This is a genomic window from Blastococcus goldschmidtiae (assembly GCF_031845325.1).
Classification (GTDB): domain Bacteria; phylum Actinomycetota; class Actinomycetes; order Mycobacteriales; family Geodermatophilaceae; genus Blastococcus; species Blastococcus goldschmidtiae.
In genome coordinates this window covers 92,232-110,311 of record NZ_JAVREI010000009.1, presented here as the reverse complement: position 1 = coordinate 110,311, position 18,080 = coordinate 92,232, and the positions used below count along the sequence as shown (strand labels likewise).

Here is an 18,080-nt window from a genome sequence, read left to right as displayed (position 1 = left end):
GTCGGCCTAACGGCTGGGGGTGGGGACGATCCCCCATCTTACGGCCGGTGGCCGGGCCCTCCCACGCCGCTCGTGGTCAGCGCCTCGAGACGGTCGTCGATGTCGAAGAACCGCGGCATCGGCCGCGACGCGTGCAGCCGCAGCACCCGGGGCAGCCGCCTGCCGCGCAGTGCCTGGGTGTCGCGGACGGCGTCGTTGTAGAACCGGCGGGCCAGCGCCACCCGGGTGCAGGTGCCGTCCAGGTCGGCCTGCAGGGCGGAGGGGACACCGGGCAGCTCGGCGGGCAGGTCGCGCAGCTCGCGGCCCAGGGCGTTCTCGGCCGCCTCACGGTCCCCCGGCGTCGTCGACCGTGCCTCGGCCGCCGCCGCCGCGAGCGCGCGGGCGCGCTCCGGACCCAGTGCGCACGGGTACTCGCGGGCCAGCTCCGCCGCCAGCCCGGCGCGGCGCCGGAGCTGCGCGTCCAGCGCCTCCCGGGCCCGGGCCACCCGTCCGGCGAGGCGCCGCAGCCGCACGAGGGTCCAGGCCGCCCACACCAGCAGCAGGACGACGACGACCGCGACGGCCGTCCACATCCACGCGTGCGCACCCACGACGCCGAAGGCTAGCGGGAGCTGCCCCTCCAGCGGGAGCTCCGCGGCGCGACACCGGTCGGCGGCGGTGTCGGGACGTCGTCGCCCTCGCGGGCCGTGACCCCGGCGCTCCCGGGCGCGACGACGGTCTCGTAGACGGCCAGGATCCGCGCGGCGAGCACCGGCCAGTCGTACGCGCGCGCGACCTCGGCGCCCCGGGTCCTCAACCGGTTCCGCCGCTCCGGGTCGGCGAGCAGGTCGCCGAGCGCCTGCCCGAGGGCCGCCGCGTCGCCGCGGGGCACCAGGACGCCGGCCTCTCCGCCGTCCAGGACCCGCGCGAACGCGTCCAGGTCGCTGGCCACGATCGGGGCACCGGCGGCGAGGGCCTCGATGAGGACGACGCCGAAGGACTCGCCGAGCAGGTTCGGCGCGCAGTAGACGTCGACCGTGCGCAGGAACGCCGCCTTGTCCGCCTCGGAGATCTCCCCCAGCAGCTCGACGTGCGGGCGCAGGTCCGCGCCCACCAGGCGCTGCATCGCATCGGCGTCCCCCCGGCCGGCGACCAGGAGGCGGGCACCGGGGTGCCGCCGGACGACGGTGCGCATCGCCTCGAGCAGCGTGGGCAGGCCCTTGCGCGGCTCGTCGAAGCGGCCCAGGAAGCCGACCGTGGGGGCCGGGCCGGCCGCGGCGGGGAGCGGCGGGCCGGAGGCGAAGGCGTCGACGTGCACGCCGTTCGGGATGATCACGGCATCGCCGCCGAGGTGTTCGACCTGCACCCGGCGGGCGAAGTCGGACACCGCGATCCGGCCGCTGATCCGCTCGAGCCAGGGCCGGACCACCGGCCCGAAGGCGGCCAGCATCTTGGAGCGGGTCGTGGCGGCGTGGAACGTCGCCACGATCGGCCCGCTGGCGATCATGCAGACCAGCAGCGCCACCGACGGCGGCGCCGGCTCGTGCACGTGCACGACGTCGAAGCGCCCTTCGCGCAGCCACCGGCGCACCCGGGCAGCCGAGACCGGGCCGAACTGCACGCTGGCCATCGAGCCGTTGTACGGGATCGGGACGGTGCGGCCGGCGAAGGTGACCCAGGGGTCGGTCAGGAACTCCTCGCGCTCGGCCGGGGTGAGCACCTCGACGTGGTGGCCCAGGGCGCGCAGGGTCTCGGCCAGGTCGCGCACGTGGTACTGCACCCCACCGGGAACGTCCCACTTGTAGGGGCAGACGAGACCGATCCGCATCAGCGGGCGGCCCGGTCCGGCGCGGCGCCCGCCGCCCGCCGGGGTGGGTCGGGTGGCACGTCGGCCCAGATGCGGCCCAGCATGTGCCAGTCCTCAGGGTGCTCGGCCAGGCCCGCGGTGAAGACGTCCGCGACGTCCTGCATGGCGGTGGCGACCCGGGCGGCCAGCCGCCCCTCGCCGGTCACCGGCACCTCGGGGTGGACCTGGATCCGCCAACCCGGCCCGTCGAAGCGGGGCACGGCCGGCAGCAGCGCGGCGCCGGTGCGGGCGGCCAGCAGCGCGGCGCCGCTGGGCAGGAGGGTCGGCCGGCCGAAGAACTCGAGCGGCACGCCACCGGTGCCGAAGTTGCGGTCGACCAGCAGGCAGCTCACCCCGCCGTCGGCCAGCCAGGCCCGCAGCACCTCGGAGCCGGGCTTCGGGCCGCCGGTCAGCGGGGTGACCTTCATGCCCAGGGATTCGCGGTAGGCCAGGAACCGCCGGTACAGCGACTCCGGCTCGAGTCGCTCGGCGATGGTCAGGAACGGCTCGCCCAGCCAGTCGGCCAGCCAGGCGCCGGCGGCGTCCCAGTTGCCGCTGTGCGGCAGGGCCAGGATCACCCCCCGGCCCTCGCTGCGTGCGCGGGTGATCAGCTCGTGGCCGGGCACCTCGGTGTCCCGCCGGATCCGGTCGATGCCGAGCGTGGGCAGCCGGAAGGCCTCCTGCCAGTAGCGCGCGTAGGAGGCCATGGCCCGGCCGGTCAGCTCGTCGAGCTCCGGTTCGGAGAGCTTTCCGTAGGTGGCGACCCGGAGGTTCGCCCGCAGCTGGCGCACCCCGGTGCCGTCCCGGCCGGCCGCCCATCGGCCGCCCCGGTCGAACCCGGCGCGGGCGACCGGTTCGGGCAGCATCCGCACCGCCCGCCACCCGGCCGCGTACCCCGCGTCGGTGAGCCGGCCGGTGAGCCGGCTGCGCAGACCCGCCGGCCCGGTCACGGCTGCGGCGAGGACTGCGGGAGGGCAGCGCCCGCGGCACCCCTGCGGACGGCGACCATCCGCTGGGCCACCGTGACCGCGCTGCCGGCGACCAGCAGGACGAGCGCCACGTGCAGCGAGTACGGGATGCCCAGGCCGGTGAAGCCGGTGCCCACGAGGACGATGATCAGCCGCTCGGTGCGCTCGACGATGCCGACGTCGCAGGACAGACCGACGCCCTCGGCCCGCGCCTTGATGTAGCTGGTCAGGACGCCGAGCACGAGGCAGATCAGCGACAGCAGGACGAACAGCCGGTTGTCGCCGCCGCCGGAGAACCACCAGGCCAGCGCCCCGAAGATGGCGGCGTCCGCGGCTCGGTCGCCGACGGAGTCCAGGACCGCGCCGAACACCGAGCCGCCGCCCCGGGCGCGGGCCAGCGCACCGTCGAGCATGTCCAGCATCACGAACATCCAGACGGCGAAGGCGCCCCAGAACAGGTGGCCCGAGCCGATGAGGAACACCGCGGAGACGACCGCCCCCACCGTGCCGGTGATGGTCACCATGTCGGGAGTGATCCCCGCCCGCACCAGCGCCGGCACGATGGGGGCGACCACCTTGGCGACGGCGGGACGCGCGTTGACGCCGAGCATCAGAGCTGCCCACCCGCGGGTGCCGCGTCCAGCCGCTGCCACGCCTCGGCCAGCAGCACCCGGGTCTCCCGCAGCACCTGGGGCAGCACGCGGGTCAGCCCCAGCACCGGCATGAAGTTGGTGTCCCCGCCCCACCGCGGCACCGCGTGCTGGTGCAGGTGGTCGGCGATGCCGGCGCCGGCGACCGCGCCCTGGTTCATGCCGATGTTGAACCCGTGCGCGCCGGCGACCTCGCGGACCACGCGCATCGCCGTCTGGGTGACCGCGCCGAGCTCGGCCACCTCGTCGGCGGTGAGGTCGGTGTAGTCGGGCACGTGCCGGTACGGCACGACCATCAGGTGCCCGGCGTTGTACGGGTAGAGGTTGAGCACGGCGAACACCGTCGCCCCGCGGGCGACGATCAGGCCGTCCTCGTCGCTCATCGTCGGGATGACGCAGAACGGGCAGTCGTGCGCGCCCGTGGGCTTGCCCTCACCGCGGATGTAGGCCATCCGGTACGGCGTCCAGAGGTGCTCGAACACCGCGGCGGGGCCGTCGTCGTCCGAGGACACGGCGACCCGGTAGGTCTCCTGGCCCGGCTCGCTCATCCGGCCTCCACGGTCTCGGCCGGCTCGTCGGCGGCCGAGGGGTCCACGTTGGACCGCGCGGCGATCCAGGCCACCACCTGTGCCACCGCCTCGTCCACCGGGACACCGTTGCGCTGCGATCCGTCGCGGTAGCGGAAGGAGACCGCACCCGCCTCGGCGTCGGTCGCGCCGGCGAGGAGCACGAACGGGACCTTCTGCTTGCTGGCGGTGCGGATCTTCTTCTGCATCCGGTCGTCGGAGTCGTCGATCTCCACCCGGACGCCGTGCTGCCGCAGCCTCCCCGCGACGTCGGCCAGGTAGGGCACCTGCTCGTCGGTGATCGGGATGCCGACGACCTGGACCGGTGCGAGCCAGGCCGGGAAGGCACCGGCGTAGTGCTCGGTGAGCACGCCGAAGAACCGCTCGATGGAGCCGAACTTCGCCGAGTGGATCATCACCGGCTGGGCCCGACCGCCGTCGGCGGTCGTGTACTCCAGCCCGAAGCGGGCCGGCTGGTTGAAGTCGTACTGGATGGTCGACATCTGCCAGGTCCGGCCGATGGCATCGCGGGCCTGCACCGAGATCTTCGGGCCGTAGAACGCGGCGCCGCCCGGGTCCGGCACCAGCTCCAGGCCGGAGTCCCGCGCTGCCTGCTCGAGGACGGCGGTGGCCTTGGCCCACTCCTCGTCCGACCCGATGAACTTGTCCTTCTTGCCCGGATCGTCGCTGCGGGTGGAGAGCTCGAGGTAGTAGTCGTCCAGTCCGAAGTCGCGCAGCAGTCCCAGCACGAAGTCCATCAGGTGCCGGATCTCGCCGGGCGCCTGCTCCGGGGTCACGTAGCTGTGCGAGTCGTCCATGGTGAGGCCCCGCACCCGGGTCAGCCCGTGCACGACGCCGGACTTCTCGTACCGGTAGACCGAGCCGAACTCGAAGAAGCGCAGCGGCAGCTCGCGGTAGGACCGCCCGCGCGACCGGAAGATCAGGTTGTGCATCGGGCAGTTCATGGCCTTGAGGTAGTACTGGGAGTTCTCCAGGTCCATGGCCGGGAACATGGTGTCCTCGTAGTAGGGCAGGTGCCCCGAGGTCTCGAACAGCCCGCCCTTGCTGATGTGCGGGGTGCCGACGTAGTCGAAGCCCTCCTCGATGTGCCGGCGGCGGACGTAGTCCTCCATCTCTCGCTTGATGACGCCGCCCTTGGGGTGGAAGACCGCGAGGCCCGAGCCGATCTCGTCGGGGAAGCTGAAGAGGTCGAGCTCGGCGCCCAGGCGGCGGTGGTCGCGGCGCTCGGCCTCGGCGACCTGCTCCAGGTAGGCCTTGTGCGCGTCCTTGCTCTCCCACGCGGTGCCGTAGACCCGCTGCAGCTGCGGGTTCTTCTCGCTGCCCCGCCAGTAGGCGGCCGCGGACCGGGTCAGGCTGAAGGCGGGGATGGTCGAGGTCCGCGGCAGGTGCGGGCCGCGACACAGGTCGGTCCAGACCCGCTCACCGGTGCGGGGGTCCAGGTTGTCGTACATCGTCAGCTGCGCGCCGCCGACCTCGACGTCGGCACCCTCCGCCGCATCGCCGGCACCGCCCTTGAGCCCGATCAGCTCGAGCTTGTAGGGCTCGTGGGCGAGCTCGGCCTGCGCGTCGGCGTCGCTGATCTCCCGGCGGGAGAAGTGCTGCCCGGCGCGCACGATCTCGGTCATCTTCTTCTCGAGGGCGGTCAGGTCCTCGGGGGTGAAGGGCCGCTCGGGGTCGAAGTCGTAGTAGAAGCCGTTCTCGACCGGCGGCCCGATGCCCAGGGAGGTGCCGGGGAAGAGCTCCTGCACGGCCTGCGCCAGGACGTGCGCGGCCGAGTGCCGGATCACCGCGCGGCCCTCGGCGCTGGCGGCCGGGACCGGCTCCACCTCGGCGTCGGCGTCCGGGGTCCAGGCGAGGTCCCTGAGCTCGCCGCCGGCGACGTCGCGGACGACGACGGCGCCGTCCGGGCCCTTCAGCGGGACACCGGCCTCCTTGAGCGCCTGCATCGCCGTCGTCCCGGCCGGCACCCGCAGCACGGACACGGCAGCGGTGGGCGAGGGCGGGGTCGACACGAGAGCACTCCAGGGGTGGCGGGGTGGGGCAAGGGCGGTGGGGTGGGACAAGGGCGGTGGGAGACTGCGACCCGAGCCTAGTGCGCGACCGCTCTCACCCCGGGACGACTTCCAGTCCCGCCTCCACCGCACCCCGCCGCCCCAGGACGCCCGCGATGCGCGTGAAGCTCTCCGGGTCCGCCGGCACGATGCGGACGGCGCCCTGGCCGGTCTGGATGCGCAGGGGCACCGCCTCGGCTGTCGTCACCGTGAACCGCCCGTCGGCACCCCGGGTGAAGGTGAACCGCGCGGCCACGGAGTCCTCGGTCGGGTACCCGCGGGTGGCGTGCTCGGCGAGGTGGTTGCCCAGCCCGTAGGCCGCCCACTCGTCGCCGATCCGCTCGAAGGGCTGCACGACGTGCGCGTGGTGGCCGAGCACCAGGTCGACGTCGGGCGAGGCCAGGAGGGTCCGGACCGCGGCGACCTGGGTCTCCGTCGGGTCGTTGTCGTACTCCTGGCAGCAGTGCAGGCTGGCGACGACGACGTCGGCACCGGCGGCCCGCGCCCGCGCCGCCCCGGCCAGCATCCCGGCGACGTCCGGCAGATCGGCGACATCGACCGACCACTCGCGACCCGCAGGAAGCGGCACCCCGTTGAGGCTGAACGTCCCGGCGACGTGGCCCACCCGCACGCCGCCCACGTCGACGATCGTCGGCTGCGCGCTCGCCGCCTCGGTGCGGTACGTGCCGGTCGCCGCGATACCCGCCCGCTGCAGGGCGTCGAGGGTGCGGGTGAGGCCGTCGAACCCGGCGTCGAGCGAGTGGTTGGACGCCGTCGAGCAGATGTCGTAGCCCGCTCCGGCGAGGGCGTCGACGATCTCGGGCTGGACGCTGAAGCTCGGGTAGCCGCGGTAGGGGCCGCCCGGGGGCGCCACCGGCGTCTCCAGGTGGCAGATGGCCAGGTCGGCGTCCCCGATGAGATCGGCGACCGGCGCGAAGACGCCGGCGAAGTCGTAGGAGCCGTCCGGCTGCCGGGCGCCGCCGGTGAGCGCGCGGCCCTGGTGCACCAGCACGTCGCCCGTGGCGACCAGCGTGAAGCTGTCGGGCGGCGGCAGCGCCGTGGCCGTGGTCTGCGGGGCCGTGGTCTGCGGGGCCGTGGCCTGCGGGGCGGGGACCCTGACCGACTCCTCCGCCGTCCCCGGTTGCGGGTCCCCGGTGCAGCCGGCCAGCAGCAGCGCCGTCAGGACGGCGAGGGCTCGGGATCGACAGCGCGGCACGGCGGGAGGCTAGAGGAGGACGGCGTCGCCGACGCCGATCTCGCCGGGGCGTCGCACCTCGGCGTAGATCCCCAGGCAGTGCTTCGGCGTGCGGGTCACGGTCAGCTCCGCGGCGCCGATGCGCAGGGTGCGCCCGACCCAGCTGCGCTCGTCGTCCCCGTCTGCCAGGTCGAGCAGGACGTTCGCGCGGGGATCGTCGGCCGAGCAGCCCTCCGGGACGTTGCCGGCCGCGGCACGGTCGATCGCCTGGCGGGAGACCAGGTGCACCGCCGCCACGTCGGCCGCCGAGCCCTCCCCGGCGGCGCGCAGCAGCACCGGCCGGCCGAGCGCCTCGGTGACGGCCCGCGCGTCGGCGTCCGGGTCCCCGGTCGGCAGCACGCCCGCGAGCCCGGGCGCGTGCTTGCCGCGCAAGACCTCCCCCGTGCCGGCGTCGACCACCGACCACACCCGGTCGCCCTCCGGCCCGGCCGGCCGCAGCCGCACCCGGTCCCGGGACGTCCCACCCATGGACTTCACGGGGTAGATCCAGATCCGCGCCACCCGGCCCGCCGTCGTCGTCACGGTCCGAATCTAGGCGGGCATCGCGCGGCCGCTCCCCCGGCGGCGGAGACGGCGCAGCTGGGCGTCCAGGTGCGGGCGGGCGCGCCGCTGCCCGCCCTCGCGGGCGATGACCGCGGCCAGCGCGGCCAGCGAGCGGGCCAGCCGGGCCTCGTCGGGCGCCCACCCGCGGCGCAGGCACTCCTCGAGCCACTCGACCGCGCCGCGGTGCCCGCGTTCCGCATTGCAGCGACGGCAGGCGGCCACCTCGTTCTCCAGCCGCGAGGGGCCGCCCTTGACCCGGGGGACGACGTGCTCGGTGGTGGGAAGGACCAATGCGGCGAAGCACCGGCCGCACCAGACGCACGTCGCGCCGTCCCGCTCCAGGACAGCGAGCAGGCGCACCGCGCGGGCGGACTGAGCGGCGGGGCGGGACATCCCCTGCAATGGTCCACCACGAGCCGGCGATGCACCGGTCCGTACGCCAGGTTGCCGACCGGAAGCGGTGCGTTCCGGATCGCGATGCGGGCCTGCCGCGACCACGGTCTGGAGTGATGCAGATCACCCGCAGCGAGCCCGGTGACCTCACCCTCTCGCTCATGGCGGCCGACAGCGCGTCGTCCGCTCCGGCGGGAGGCAGGTAAGGACATGACGGGACGTATGGGGCTGCGCCGCTGGTCCACGGGCGGCGCCGCCCTCCTGATGGCGGCCGCCCTGGCCGCCTGCGGAACGGACGACGACGGCGGAGAGGACACCACGGCCGCCGGGAGCACGGAGACCACCGAGAACACGGAGACCACCGAGAGCACGGAGACCACCGGGACCACCGAGAGCGGCAGCGGCGACGTCGACGCGTTCTGCTCCGCGGTGGTCGACGTCGAGACGCTCTCCAGTCAGGGCCCGCCGGTGGACCCGGAGACGGCGCCGCCCGAGGAGCTCGAGGCCGCGATGCTCGAGTTCAGCGAGCAGCTGGAGCCGTCCCTCGAGGAGGCCGAGGAGACCGCTCCCGAGGAGGTCAGCGAGGACGTCGACACTCTCGTCAGCCAGATCCGGCAGGTGCTGGAGACCGGCGACGACAGCATGCTGATCAGCGAGGAGTTCCTCACTGCCGACGCCGCGGTCGACGAGTACATGATCGACAACTGCGGCTACGAGCAGATCGAGGCCACCGGCGTCGACTACGAGTACGAGGGGCTTCCCGACACCGTGCCGGCGGGCACGGTCGCGGTGACCTTCAACAACGAGGGCGAGGAGGTCCACGAGATCGGCCTCGTCCGGATCAACGAGGGTGTGACCCAGTCGATCGAGGAGTTGCTGGCCCTGCCCGAGGAGGAGGCCATGAGCATGGCCACCTTCGTCGGCGTCGCCTTCGCCGACCCCGGCCAGAGCGACACCACCTTCATGGAGATGGAGCCGGGCCGGTATGCCGCGGTCTGCTTCGTCCCGGAGGGGACCACCCACATCGACATGCCGGGCGAGGGGGCGCCGCACTTCACGCTGGGCATGGTCGGAGAGTTCACCGTGGAATGAGCGCCGTTCCCGACCTCGGCGCCGGGCTGTCCGTGACCCGGCGCGGCTTCCTCGCGCTCAGCGCAGCGGGGTTGGCCGCCGCCACGGGGTGCGCCGGGGGTGGCGGACGACCGTCGGCCACCCCGGGCGGCCTGTCGCTGCAGCCTGGCCCGGTGATCCTCGACGTCGCCGGCCACGAGGTGCCGACGTGGGGGTACGGCACGGTCCCCGGTCCGGAGATCCGTCTCCGGGCCGGGGACACCCTGCGTGTCCGGCTGCACAACGGACTGCCCGAGGACACCACGGTCCACTGGCACGGCCTCGCGCCGCCGAACGGGATGGACGGCGTTCCCGACGTGACCCAGCGTCCGGTGCCCCCCGGCGGGACGTTCAGGTACGAGTTCCGCACGCCGGTGGCCGGGTCGTTCATGTACCACTCGCACGTCGGCATGCAGCTCGACCGCGGGCTGTACGGACCGCTGATCGTCGAGCCGCGGGACGAACCGCTGGCCTACGACCGCGAGTACACCCTCATGCTCGACGACTGGGCGGACGGGCTGGACGACGGCGGGGACCACACCGACCACGGCGGACTGCCCCCGGAGGCCGCCGTCGACGGCGATCCGACCACGGCCGTCTCCTTCGGCGGCCGCACCTATCCCCTGCTGCTGGTCAACGGCCGCCCGCCCGAGGATCCGCCGGTAATGGAGGGCCGTCCCGGGGACAGGCTGCGGCTGCGGGTCATGAACATCGCCGCGGACACCGGGTTCCGCTTCGCCGTGGCGGGACACCGGCTCACCGTCACGCACACCGACGGGATGCCGGTGGAACCGGTGACGGTGGACGCGCTGCGCCTGGGCATGGGCGAGCGCTACGACGTCCTGCTGCACCTCGACCAACGCGACGGCGCCTGGCAGGTGGGCGTGGCCCCCGAGGGGCGGCCCGGCTGGGGGCGCGCGGTGCTGCGGTACGCGGGCAGCCCGGCGTCGTCGTCGCCGCCGGTGACCGCCTGGCCGACGGAGCTGGACGGCCGGCCGGCGACGTACGGGGACCTGCTGGCGGTGGAGCCGCCGGAGCTGCCCGCAGGTGCGCCGGACCGCGTCTTCGACCTCACGCTGCAGAGAACGGAGATCAGCGGGCAGAGCTATCCCGACGCCGATCCGCTGACCGTGGCCGAGGGCGAGTGGGTGCGCGTGACGATGCGGAACACCAGCGCGAAGTGGCACCCGATGCACCTGCACGGTCACCACTTCCAGGTGCTGACGCCGTCGGGTCGCGGGCCGGTGAAGGACACCGTCACCGTGCCCGCCCGGGGTGGTGCCGTGACCTTCGACTTCCTGGCCACCAACCCCGGGGACTGGCTGTTCCACTGCCACAACCACCACCACATGACCGACGGCATGGTGCGGCTGGTGCGCTACACCTCCCCCTGATCCGCGCCACCTCCGCCGTCCCGGGTGGCGCGCCGCACCGACGAGCCCTGGGCCGGCTTGCGGGCCAGGAGGAACCCCTGCGGGATCTTCGCCGCCGCACCGGTCGGGTCGGGCGCCCGGACCAGGCGCGCGGTCGGTTCGAAGCCCGACCGGACGAGCAGCGCAGCCACGTCGTCGACGCGCAGGCGGTGGAAGTCCAGCGACACCGGGTGACCGAAGGCCTCGTCGAGGTGCAGCGTGTCCTCCCCGACCTGGAAGGCCAGGAGGACGTGTCCGCCGGGCCGGAGCACCCGGTGGAACTCGTCGATCACCTCCTGCCGCCGGCCGGTGGGCACGTGGATGAGTGAGTACCAGGCGACCAGTCCGGCCGCTGCGGCGTCGCCGAGCCCCAGCGCGCTCATGTCCCCCACGTCGAACCGGATCCCGGGGTGGTCCCGGCGTGCGCGGCTCACCATGGCCGGCGACAGGTCGATGCCGCGCGCCCGCAGCCCCAGCCCCGCGAGGTGAGCCGCGATCGTGCCCGGCCCGCTGCCGACGTCGAGGACCAGCGGGTCCGCATGGTCCGCGCCGACCATCTCCGCGAAGGCGCTCAGGAGCGCCCGGTCCAGCGGAGCGCCGTCCAGGGCGGCCTGGGACAGCTCGCCGTACCGGTCGGCGAGGGCGTCGTAGCCGGCCCTGGTCGCGGTGAGGTGCGCCGGCTCGGTCACGTCGGCAGGCTACGGGGCATCCGACGGGCCCGACGACGACGAAGGCCCCTGATCAGCATCTCTGCTGGTCAGGGGCCTGCCCCGGGTGGGCGATACTGGGTTCGAACCAGTGACCTCTTCGGTGTGAACGAAGCGCTCTACCACTGAGCCAATCGCCCGTTGCGCGTCCGATTGTGCCAGACGCGCTGCGCCGGAAGGGCACCCACCCCGACGTGCCGCGTCACCGCGACGCGGGCGGCTGGTGCCAGAGCGGCACCCAGTCCGGCATCCAGGTGGGGACACCGAACAGGCGCAGGGTGAGGACGAGGACGCCGTAGACGAAGGCCGCCGTCACCAGGCCCAGCAGCACCCGGACCCACAGCGGCTGGGCGCCGACCCAGTCGGTCCAGCGGCTCACCCGCTCCTTCGTGTACTCCAGCAGCCGTTCGGCCCAGGTGAACTCGCTGGCGAGGATGAACAGCCCGGCGATCACCGTGAGCCACCCCGGCCCAGGGAGCGGGATGGTGACCAGTCCGAAGGCGACGATCAGTCCGCCCACGACCCCGACGACCACCCGGTAGACGTGGTCGGTGCTCCGACGGGCCGCGACCCGTCGACGCCATCTGGCGTCGGCCACCCGCTCGCGGAGGGAGGTGATGTCGTCGGTGTCGAAGCGGGCCCGCCGCTCGTCCCTCGACTCGCCCTCCGGCCGCGGACTCCGGGGGGCCACGGTCTCCTGTCCGCTCAGCGTGCACCTCCCGGATCGTGGTCCGCCCGCATCGTGGGATCGCCCCCCGGAGCCTACGTCCGGCCGGTGCCTTCGATCGACGTCGTGAACCTCATCGGTCACGTCTGCCCCAAAACGGTTTCCGAACCGTCCTCGGCGGACACACAACCTTCCATGACCGACATGTGGGGCTGGCGGGACGGATGTGACAGGAGTGACTCGCTGCGTCACTCCCCGAGTGGGACGTCGTTGAGCTGACATGACCAATCGCTGGAATCCCGGTCACTGCGCGCCCGTCACGCTGCAGCTCATCGGCCCGCAGTCGTGGACCGAAGTGCCTGCCCTGCTCTGCTACGACGCGACGGATCCCTTCGCCGTGCGGATCGCCTTCGGCGACATCGGCGACGACAGCGGCGCCGTGGACACCGACGAGGGCATCGCCTGGCTGGTCAGCCGCGAGCTGCTCCAGGCCGGGCTGGACCGCCCCTCCGGCGAGGGCGACGTGCGCGTCTGGCCGACCGCCTCGGCCAGCGACGTGCTCTTCCTGCACCTGCGGGCACCGTCGGGCGAGGCGCTGTTCGAGCTGTCCCGCGCGGTCGTCGCCGGCTTCCTGCGCCAGACCGAGGCGCTGGTCCCGTCGGGTTCGGAGAGCGAGCTCCTGCACCTCGACGACGAGCTGCACGTCCTGCTGTCCAACGGCGGGGCGGACCCGTCGGGGCGCTGACCTGCAGGAACGTCGCTGGCGTCTGCCACGGTGGCCCGCGAGGGTGCCCCCCCTCGTTGGACGCCGGAAGGCCGTCAGGTAACGTTTCTCCTGCAACGCGGATGTGGCTCAGTGGTAGAGCATCACCTTGCCAAGGTGAGGGTCGCGGGTTCGAATCCCGTCATCCGCTCGGAACCTCGGGCGCTGATCGCGAGATCAGCGCCCGCGTGCGGTGGAGTGGCCGAGAGGCGAGGCAACGGCCTGCAAAGCCGTCTACACGGGTTCAAATCCCGTCTCCACCTCGTTCTCCTCCGCGGAGCACGAGCGCGGAGGAGGGACCGGTCGCGAGACCGGGCCGGGCGATTGGCGCAGCGGTAGCGCGCTTCCCTGACACGGAAGAGGTCACTGGTTCGATCCCAGTATCGCCCACCGAAGAACCCCAGGACTGCCGTCGCCGGCTCCTGGGGTTCTGTCGTTCAGCCGGGTCCCACAGCAGGCCCCGACAGCGGGATCTCCGCCTGCGCCACGTCACCGTCGACCGTGACGACCGCGCCGGACGATCGCAGCACCCCGACGGCTGCGGCATTGCCGGCGGTCGTCTCCGCACGGACCGTCGTGGCCCCGGCCTCCCTGGCGCGCTCCAGGACCAGGTGCAGGACCTGCCGGCCGACTCCTCGGCCGCGCGCATCTCGCACCAGCCAGAGGCCGGTCTCCACGACTCCCGCATCGCCGCTCCGGCGCAACCGGGCCGACCCCACGACGTGCTCGTCGTCCCGGCTCTCGCCACGGACCTCCACGACCGCCCACGTCGCTTCCTGGTGCGGCCCGTCCAGCCCTCGGCGCCGGTCGCGGTGGAAGCCCCGCAGCCACTCGACCCGCTCCGGTGTCCACCGCTGCCCCGGAGTCACCTCGTCAGCAGCGGCTCCGTCCAGGGCGGCTGCCACGAGCCGGGCCAGCCGCGCCTCGGTGACCGGGACCAGGTCCACCCCAACGAGCGCGGCCAGCCTGCTCCGGTCCTCGCGCAGCTGCCGCCACATCACGAGTGCGGAGCCGAGGTAGCCGACCGCGAGGACGACCCACGCGACGTCCAGCCAGAAGGCGGTGTCGTCGTCGAGCCAGCGCACGGCGGCGAGGACGAGCCACAGCACCCCGAGCGCCAGCTGGAAGCGCACGTGGAACTGCCGGCGGGAGATGTCGTCCCGGAGCTCCCGGCGCCGGCGCCGGCGCCGGCGGAGCAGGGTGCCGACCTCAGCCGCGCGCCGGCTCGACATGCTCCTGCCAGAACCGGTCCACCTGCTCCGCGAGCTGCTCCAGGGTGCCGCTGTTGTCCAGCACGACGTCGGCGGCGGCCCGGCGCTCCTCGTCGGTGGCCTGCGCGGCGATCCGGGCGTGGGCGTCCTCCCGACTCGTCCCCCGCTCGACCAGCCGGGCCAGTCGCGTCTCCAGATCGGCCTGCACGACGAGCACGAGGTCGTAGGTACCCGCCTGACCGGTCTCCACCAGCAGCGGGACGTCGTTGACCAGGACGGCGTCCGGCGACGCCGCAGCGATGAGCTGGACGGACCGCTCGCGCACCAGCGGGTGCACGATGGCGTCGAGCCGCGCCCGGGCCGCGGGGTCGGTGAACACGACCGAGGCCAGGGCCGGCCGGTCGAGCGATCCGTCGGCCGCCAGCACCGACTCCCCGAAGGCGTCGACGATCGCCGCCAGCCCGGGCGTGCCCGGCTCCACGACCTCCCGGGCGATCCGGTCGGCGTCGACGACCACCGCGCCCCGCTCGGCGAGCAGCCCCGCGACGGTGCTCTTGCCCGAGCCGATCCCGCCGGTCAGTCCGATCCGCAGCATGTGCGCAGAGTAGCGACCCGACGGCCCGTACATCACGGAGAGGTAACACGACGCCGAGTCCTCCGGCGCGTCGCACGAGTCCCACCAGTCACAGCACTAACTTCAGCCCCGGCGATCTTCCCCGCCGAGGAGAGGCAGAACCCATCATGTCCCGTCACAGGTCCGCACCTGGCTCACCGTCGACCCGCACCGGCTCCAGCGGTGCCGGCCGCCACCGGGTGGGCTCCCCCGCCGGTGTCCGCTGCTCGGACATCCCCGCCGTGCGCGAGCGCATGAGCTTCCAGCAGCCCGTGACCGGGCCGCGCAACGCCTTCCTCCGCTGGCTGGTGCAGACGCCCTCCGCCGGGCGGCACACCTGGACCTTCCTCGCCGGCAACGGCGGCCGCCCCCGCACCGCCTTCGCGATCATCCTCAGCCTCTAGTCCCTCCTCGCCGGAGCGGTCCCCGCTGCGCCCGCTGCCGCCGGCGCCGGGGGCATCCGGCGCGACGGCGTGCTGCGCGGGCTCGTCGGCCCAGGGGGATCTGGGCCGCCGACCTCGGCACACGCGCGACGAAGGCCCCGTGGACCACCGTCCACGGGGCCTTCGTCGTCCGGCGGGACTTCCCGGCCGGTACCCGCAGTCGACCGCCGCACCCCGCACCTCGCACCGGCCCCCGGACGTGCCGGAGGCCCCGGACGTGCCGGAGGCCCCGGACGTGCCGGAGGCCCCGGACGTGCCGGAGGCCCAGGACCACGCGGGTCCTGGGCCTCCGGGTCAGCGCTGAGAGGTCAGCGCCGGACTACCTGCTCACTCGCCGCCGGCGAGCTTCGCCCGCAGCGCGGCCAGGGCCTCGTCGCTGGCCAGGGTGCCGCCGGTGCTGGCCGGGGCGTCCGGACCAGCGACGTCGTCGCTGGAGTAGCTGCCGCCGGCCGCAGCCTCGGCGTCGGCCTCCTTGGCCGCCGCGATCTGCTTGCGGTGCGCCTCGAAGCGGGCCTGGGCCTCGGCGTACTGCCGCTCCCAGGTCTCGCGGGCCTGGTCGAAGCCCTCGAGCCACTCGCCCGTCTCCGGGTCGAAGCCCTCGGGGTAGATGTAGTTGCCCTGCTCGTCGTAGGACGCGGCCATGCCGTAGGCGGCCGGGTCGAACTGCTCCTCGTCACCGACGACGCCCTCGTTCGCCTGCTTGAGCGAGAGCGAGATGCGGCGGCGGTCCAGGTCGATGTCGATGACCTTGACCAGGAGCTCGTCGCCGACCTGCACGACCTGCTCCGGGATCTCCACGTGGCGCTCGGCCAGCTCGGAGATGTGCACCAGGCCCTCGATGCCCTCGTCGACGCGCACGAACGCACCGAAGGGGACCAGCTTGGTGACCTTGCCCGGGACGACCTGACCGATCTGGTGGGTCCGCGCGAACTGGCGCCACGGGTCCTCCTGCGTCGCCTTCAGCGACAGGGAGACCCGCTCGCGGTCCAGGTCGACGTCGAGGACCTCGACGGTGACCTCCGTGCCGACCTCGACGACCTCGGAGGGGTGGTCGATGTGCTTCCAGGACAGCTCCGAGACGTGCACCAGACCATCGACGCCGCCGAGGTCGACGAACGCGCCGAAGTTGACGATCGAGGAGACGACACCCGTGCGGACCTGGCCCTTGGCGAGCTTGTTGAGGAACTCGCTGCGGACCTCGGACTGGGTCTGCTCAAGCCACTGGCGACGGGAGAGCACGACGTTGTTGCGGTTCTTGTCGAGCTCGATGATCTTCGCCTCGAGCTCGCGGCCCACGTAGGGCTGCAGGTCCCGGACGCGACGCATCTCGACCAGCGAGGCCGGGAGGAAGCCGCGGAGACCGATGTCGAGGATGAGGCCGCCCTTGACGACCTCGATGACGGTGCCGGTGACGACCTCGTCTGCTTCCTTCTTGGCCTCGATCGTCCCCCAGGCGCGCTCGTACTGTGCGCGCTTCTTGGAGAGGATCAGCCGCCCTTCCTTGTCCTCCTTCTGGAGGACCAGGGCTTCCACCTCGTCGCCGACCTTGACGACCTCGTTCGGGTCGACGTCGTGCTTGATGGAGAGCTCGCGCGAGGGAATGACGCCCTCGGTCTTGTAGCCGATGTCCAGCAGCACCTCGTCCCGGTCGACCTTAACGATGACGCCCTCGACGATGTCGCCATCGTTGAAGTACTTGATCGTCTGGTCGATGGCGGCGAGGAAGTCCTCGGCGCTACCGATGTCGTTGATGGCGACCTGGGGGGTGCTGGAAGGACGGACCTGAGTGGAGGTCATGTGGTTGGTTGCTCCGGACGGTTTATGCGTAGGGACAGGACGACCCGCGGCCGTGAGGCCACGAGATGATCAGCGGGGAGAGCCGGCTCTGGCGTTCCGTATGGGGAAAACCACGACAGACCTCTGGCGCATTCCTCATCGTACGGACGTCGGGACGCCCGGGTCCACCTGGGTCCGGCACCTCCGCCCACCCCTCCGGCGTGTCACCATCGGCGTGTCATGAGCCTCCCCTCCCGCCCCGGCACCGGCCTGCCGCTGGGCAGTGACGGCTATCCCGCGGCCGGTGGCGTCGCCCGCCGTCCGGCCGGTCAGGAGGAGTCCGCCCGGGCCAACCGGCGGTGGTGGGACGCCGCCGCACCGGCCTACCTCGCCGAGCACGGCACCGATCTGGGCGACGCCGACTTCCTCTGGTGCCCCGAAGGCCTGCGGGAGGCCGACGCCGGCCTGCTGGGCGAGGTGGCGGGGCGCCGCGTCGTCGAGATCGGCTGCGGTTCCGCGCCGTGCGCCCGCTGGCTCGCGCGCCAGGGCGCCCACGTCGTGGCGCTGGATCTCTCCGGCGGCATGCTCGCCCGGGCCGCCGACCTGAACCGGGCCACCGGCACCGCGGTCCCGCTGCTCCAGGGCGACGCCGGCCGGCTCCCGCTGGCGACGGCATCCATGGACCTGGCGTGCTCCGCGTACGGCGGGCTGCCCTTCGTCGCGGACGCCCGCGCGGTGCTCGCCGAGGTCGCGCGCGTGCTGCGTCCCGGCGGGCGGTTCGTGGCCTCGGTCAACCACCCCATGCGCTGGCCCTTCCCCGACTCCCCCGATCCCGAGGACCTGCAGATCACCTCGTCGTACTTCGACCGGCAGCCCTACGTGGAGACCGACGGAGCGGGCCGCACGGTGTACGTCGAGCACCACCGCACGGTCGGCGACTGGGTGCGGGCCGTCGTCGGCGCCGGGCTGGTGCTCGGCGACCTCGTCGAGCCGGAGTGGACGGCGGGCCGGACCCAGAACTGGGGTCAGTGGTCACCCGAGCGCGGCGCGCTGGTGCCCGGCACGCTGATCCTGGTCTGCGACAAGCCGGGCTGACCGGCCCTCGG

General features: G+C 73.4%; 19 protein-coding genes and 4 tRNA genes. 8 read left to right on the top strand and 15 right to left on the bottom strand.

The window, feature by feature from the left end; genetic code table 11:
* Positions 1-38: 38 nt before the first annotated feature.
* The 9 genes from RM425_RS13770 to RM425_RS13730 all read right to left on the bottom strand — a co-directional run bounded on the left by RM425_RS13770 (position 39) and on the right by RM425_RS13730 (position 8,272).
* Positions 39-590: a LemA family protein gene (locus tag RM425_RS13770; RefSeq protein ID WP_311345786.1), complete on the bottom strand. Its 552-nt coding sequence runs from the start codon at positions 588-590 to the stop codon at positions 39-41.
* Positions 591-601: 11 nt separating this feature from the next.
* A complete protein-coding gene (locus tag RM425_RS13765; RefSeq protein ID WP_311345785.1) occupies positions 602-1,807 on the bottom strand; it encodes a glycosyltransferase family 4 protein in 1,206 nt (401 codons plus the stop codon).
* Positions 1,807-2,775, bottom strand: a complete 969-nt coding sequence (locus RM425_RS13760) for a phosphatidylinositol mannoside acyltransferase (RefSeq protein ID WP_311345784.1) — start codon at positions 2,773-2,775, stop codon at positions 1,807-1,809. The genes RM425_RS13765 and RM425_RS13760 overlap by 1 nt, the downstream gene beginning before the upstream one ends.
* Positions 2,772-3,404: a phosphatidylinositol phosphate synthase gene (gene pgsA, locus RM425_RS13755; protein ID WP_311345783.1), complete on the bottom strand. Its 633-nt coding sequence runs from the start codon at positions 3,402-3,404 to the stop codon at positions 2,772-2,774. Before pgsA ends, RM425_RS13760 begins: the two co-directional genes overlap by 4 nt.
* Positions 3,404-3,991 carry an HIT family protein gene (locus RM425_RS13750; protein WP_311345782.1) on the bottom strand — a complete coding sequence of 196 codons (588 nt, stop codon included), beginning with the start codon at positions 3,989-3,991 and terminating at the stop codon, positions 3,404-3,406. The genes pgsA and RM425_RS13750 overlap by 1 nt, the downstream gene beginning before the upstream one ends.
* Entirely contained in the window at positions 3,988-6,042 is a 2,055-nt protein-coding gene (gene thrS / locus RM425_RS13745; RefSeq protein ID WP_311345781.1) for a threonine--tRNA ligase, read from the bottom strand. Before thrS ends, RM425_RS13750 begins: the two co-directional genes overlap by 4 nt.
* A gap of 94 nt (positions 6,043-6,136) precedes the next feature.
* On the bottom strand, positions 6,137-7,297 hold the full coding sequence (locus tag RM425_RS13740; protein WP_311345780.1) for a CapA family protein: 1,161 nt from the start codon (positions 7,295-7,297) through the stop codon (positions 6,137-6,139).
* Between the two features lie 9 nt (positions 7,298-7,306).
* Positions 7,307-7,858 carry an MOSC N-terminal beta barrel domain-containing protein gene (locus RM425_RS13735; protein WP_311345779.1) on the bottom strand — a complete coding sequence of 184 codons (552 nt, stop codon included), beginning with the start codon at positions 7,856-7,858 and terminating at the stop codon, positions 7,307-7,309.
* Positions 7,859-7,867: 9 nt separating this feature from the next.
* Positions 7,868-8,272, bottom strand: coding sequence for an HNH endonuclease (locus RM425_RS13730; RefSeq protein WP_311345778.1), 405 nt, complete (start codon positions 8,270-8,272; stop codon positions 7,868-7,870).
* Between the two features lie 210 nt (positions 8,273-8,482).
* Between RM425_RS13730 and RM425_RS13725 the strand changes: the two genes are divergently transcribed.
* Both RM425_RS13725 and RM425_RS13720 read left to right on the top strand, forming a co-directional pair.
* On the top strand, positions 8,483-9,364 hold the full coding sequence (locus RM425_RS13725; RefSeq protein ID WP_311345777.1) for a hypothetical protein: 882 nt from the start codon (positions 8,483-8,485) through the stop codon (positions 9,362-9,364).
* Entirely contained in the window at positions 9,361-10,776 is a 1,416-nt protein-coding gene (locus tag RM425_RS13720) for a multicopper oxidase family protein (RefSeq protein ID WP_311345776.1), read from the top strand. Before RM425_RS13725 ends, RM425_RS13720 begins: the two co-directional genes overlap by 4 nt.
* On the opposite strand, the gene RM425_RS13715 is transcribed toward RM425_RS13720, so the two are convergent.
* From RM425_RS13715 to RM425_RS13705, 3 genes are all read right to left on the bottom strand, one after another.
* The gene (locus RM425_RS13715; RefSeq protein ID WP_311345775.1) at positions 10,761-11,483 is read right to left on the bottom strand and encodes a class I SAM-dependent DNA methyltransferase; all 723 of its coding nucleotides are present in this window, start codon (positions 11,481-11,483) and stop codon (positions 10,761-10,763) included. The genes RM425_RS13720 and RM425_RS13715 overlap by 16 nt on opposite strands.
* Before the next feature lie 86 nt (positions 11,484-11,569).
* Positions 11,570-11,641, bottom strand: a tRNA-Val gene (locus RM425_RS13710).
* 62 nt (positions 11,642-11,703) lie between these two features.
* The gene (locus tag RM425_RS13705; RefSeq protein ID WP_311345774.1) at positions 11,704-12,192 is read right to left on the bottom strand and encodes a TIGR02611 family protein; all 489 of its coding nucleotides are present in this window, start codon (positions 12,190-12,192) and stop codon (positions 11,704-11,706) included.
* 256 nt (positions 12,193-12,448) lie between these two features.
* Here RM425_RS13705 and RM425_RS13700 point away from each other — a divergent pair, with 256 nt between their 5' ends.
* The 4 genes from RM425_RS13700 to RM425_RS13685 all read left to right on the top strand — a co-directional run bounded on the left by RM425_RS13700 (position 12,449) and on the right by RM425_RS13685 (position 13,321).
* Positions 12,449-12,913 carry an SsgA family sporulation/cell division regulator gene (locus tag RM425_RS13700; RefSeq protein ID WP_311345773.1) on the top strand — a complete coding sequence of 155 codons (465 nt, stop codon included), beginning with the start codon at positions 12,449-12,451 and terminating at the stop codon, positions 12,911-12,913.
* 97 nt (positions 12,914-13,010) lie between these two features.
* Positions 13,011-13,082 (top strand) — tRNA-Gly (locus RM425_RS13695).
* A 41-nt stretch (positions 13,083-13,123) separates the two neighbouring features.
* Positions 13,124-13,194 (top strand) — tRNA-Cys (locus RM425_RS13690).
* Between the two features lie 55 nt (positions 13,195-13,249).
* Positions 13,250-13,321 (top strand) — tRNA-Val (locus RM425_RS13685).
* A 47-nt stretch (positions 13,322-13,368) separates the two neighbouring features.
* On the opposite strand, the gene RM425_RS13680 is transcribed toward RM425_RS13685, so the two are convergent.
* Together RM425_RS13680 and coaE are read right to left on the bottom strand one after the other, a co-directional pair.
* Positions 13,369-14,163 (bottom strand): GNAT family N-acetyltransferase, encoded by a 795-nt coding sequence (locus RM425_RS13680; protein WP_311345772.1) that lies wholly within the window; start codon positions 14,161-14,163, stop codon positions 13,369-13,371.
* A complete protein-coding gene (gene coaE / locus RM425_RS13675) occupies positions 14,141-14,737 on the bottom strand; it encodes a dephospho-CoA kinase (RefSeq protein ID WP_311345771.1) in 597 nt (198 codons plus the stop codon). The genes RM425_RS13680 and coaE overlap by 23 nt, the downstream gene beginning before the upstream one ends.
* A 146-nt stretch (positions 14,738-14,883) precedes the next feature.
* Here coaE and RM425_RS13670 point away from each other — a divergent pair, with 146 nt between their 5' ends.
* A complete protein-coding gene (locus RM425_RS13670) occupies positions 14,884-15,159 on the top strand; it encodes a hypothetical protein (protein WP_311345770.1) in 276 nt (91 codons plus the stop codon).
* 366 nt (positions 15,160-15,525) lie between these two features.
* On the opposite strand, the gene rpsA is transcribed toward RM425_RS13670, so the two are convergent.
* Complete coding sequence (gene rpsA / locus RM425_RS13665) at positions 15,526-16,995, bottom strand: 30S ribosomal protein S1 (RefSeq protein ID WP_311345769.1); 1,470 nt, start codon at positions 16,993-16,995, stop codon at positions 15,526-15,528.
* 219 nt (positions 16,996-17,214) lie between these two features.
* Between rpsA and RM425_RS13660 the strand changes: the two genes are divergently transcribed.
* Positions 17,215-18,069, top strand: a complete 855-nt coding sequence (locus tag RM425_RS13660; RefSeq protein ID WP_311345768.1) for a class I SAM-dependent methyltransferase — start codon at positions 17,215-17,217, stop codon at positions 18,067-18,069.
* Positions 18,070-18,080: the final 11 nt, after the last annotated feature.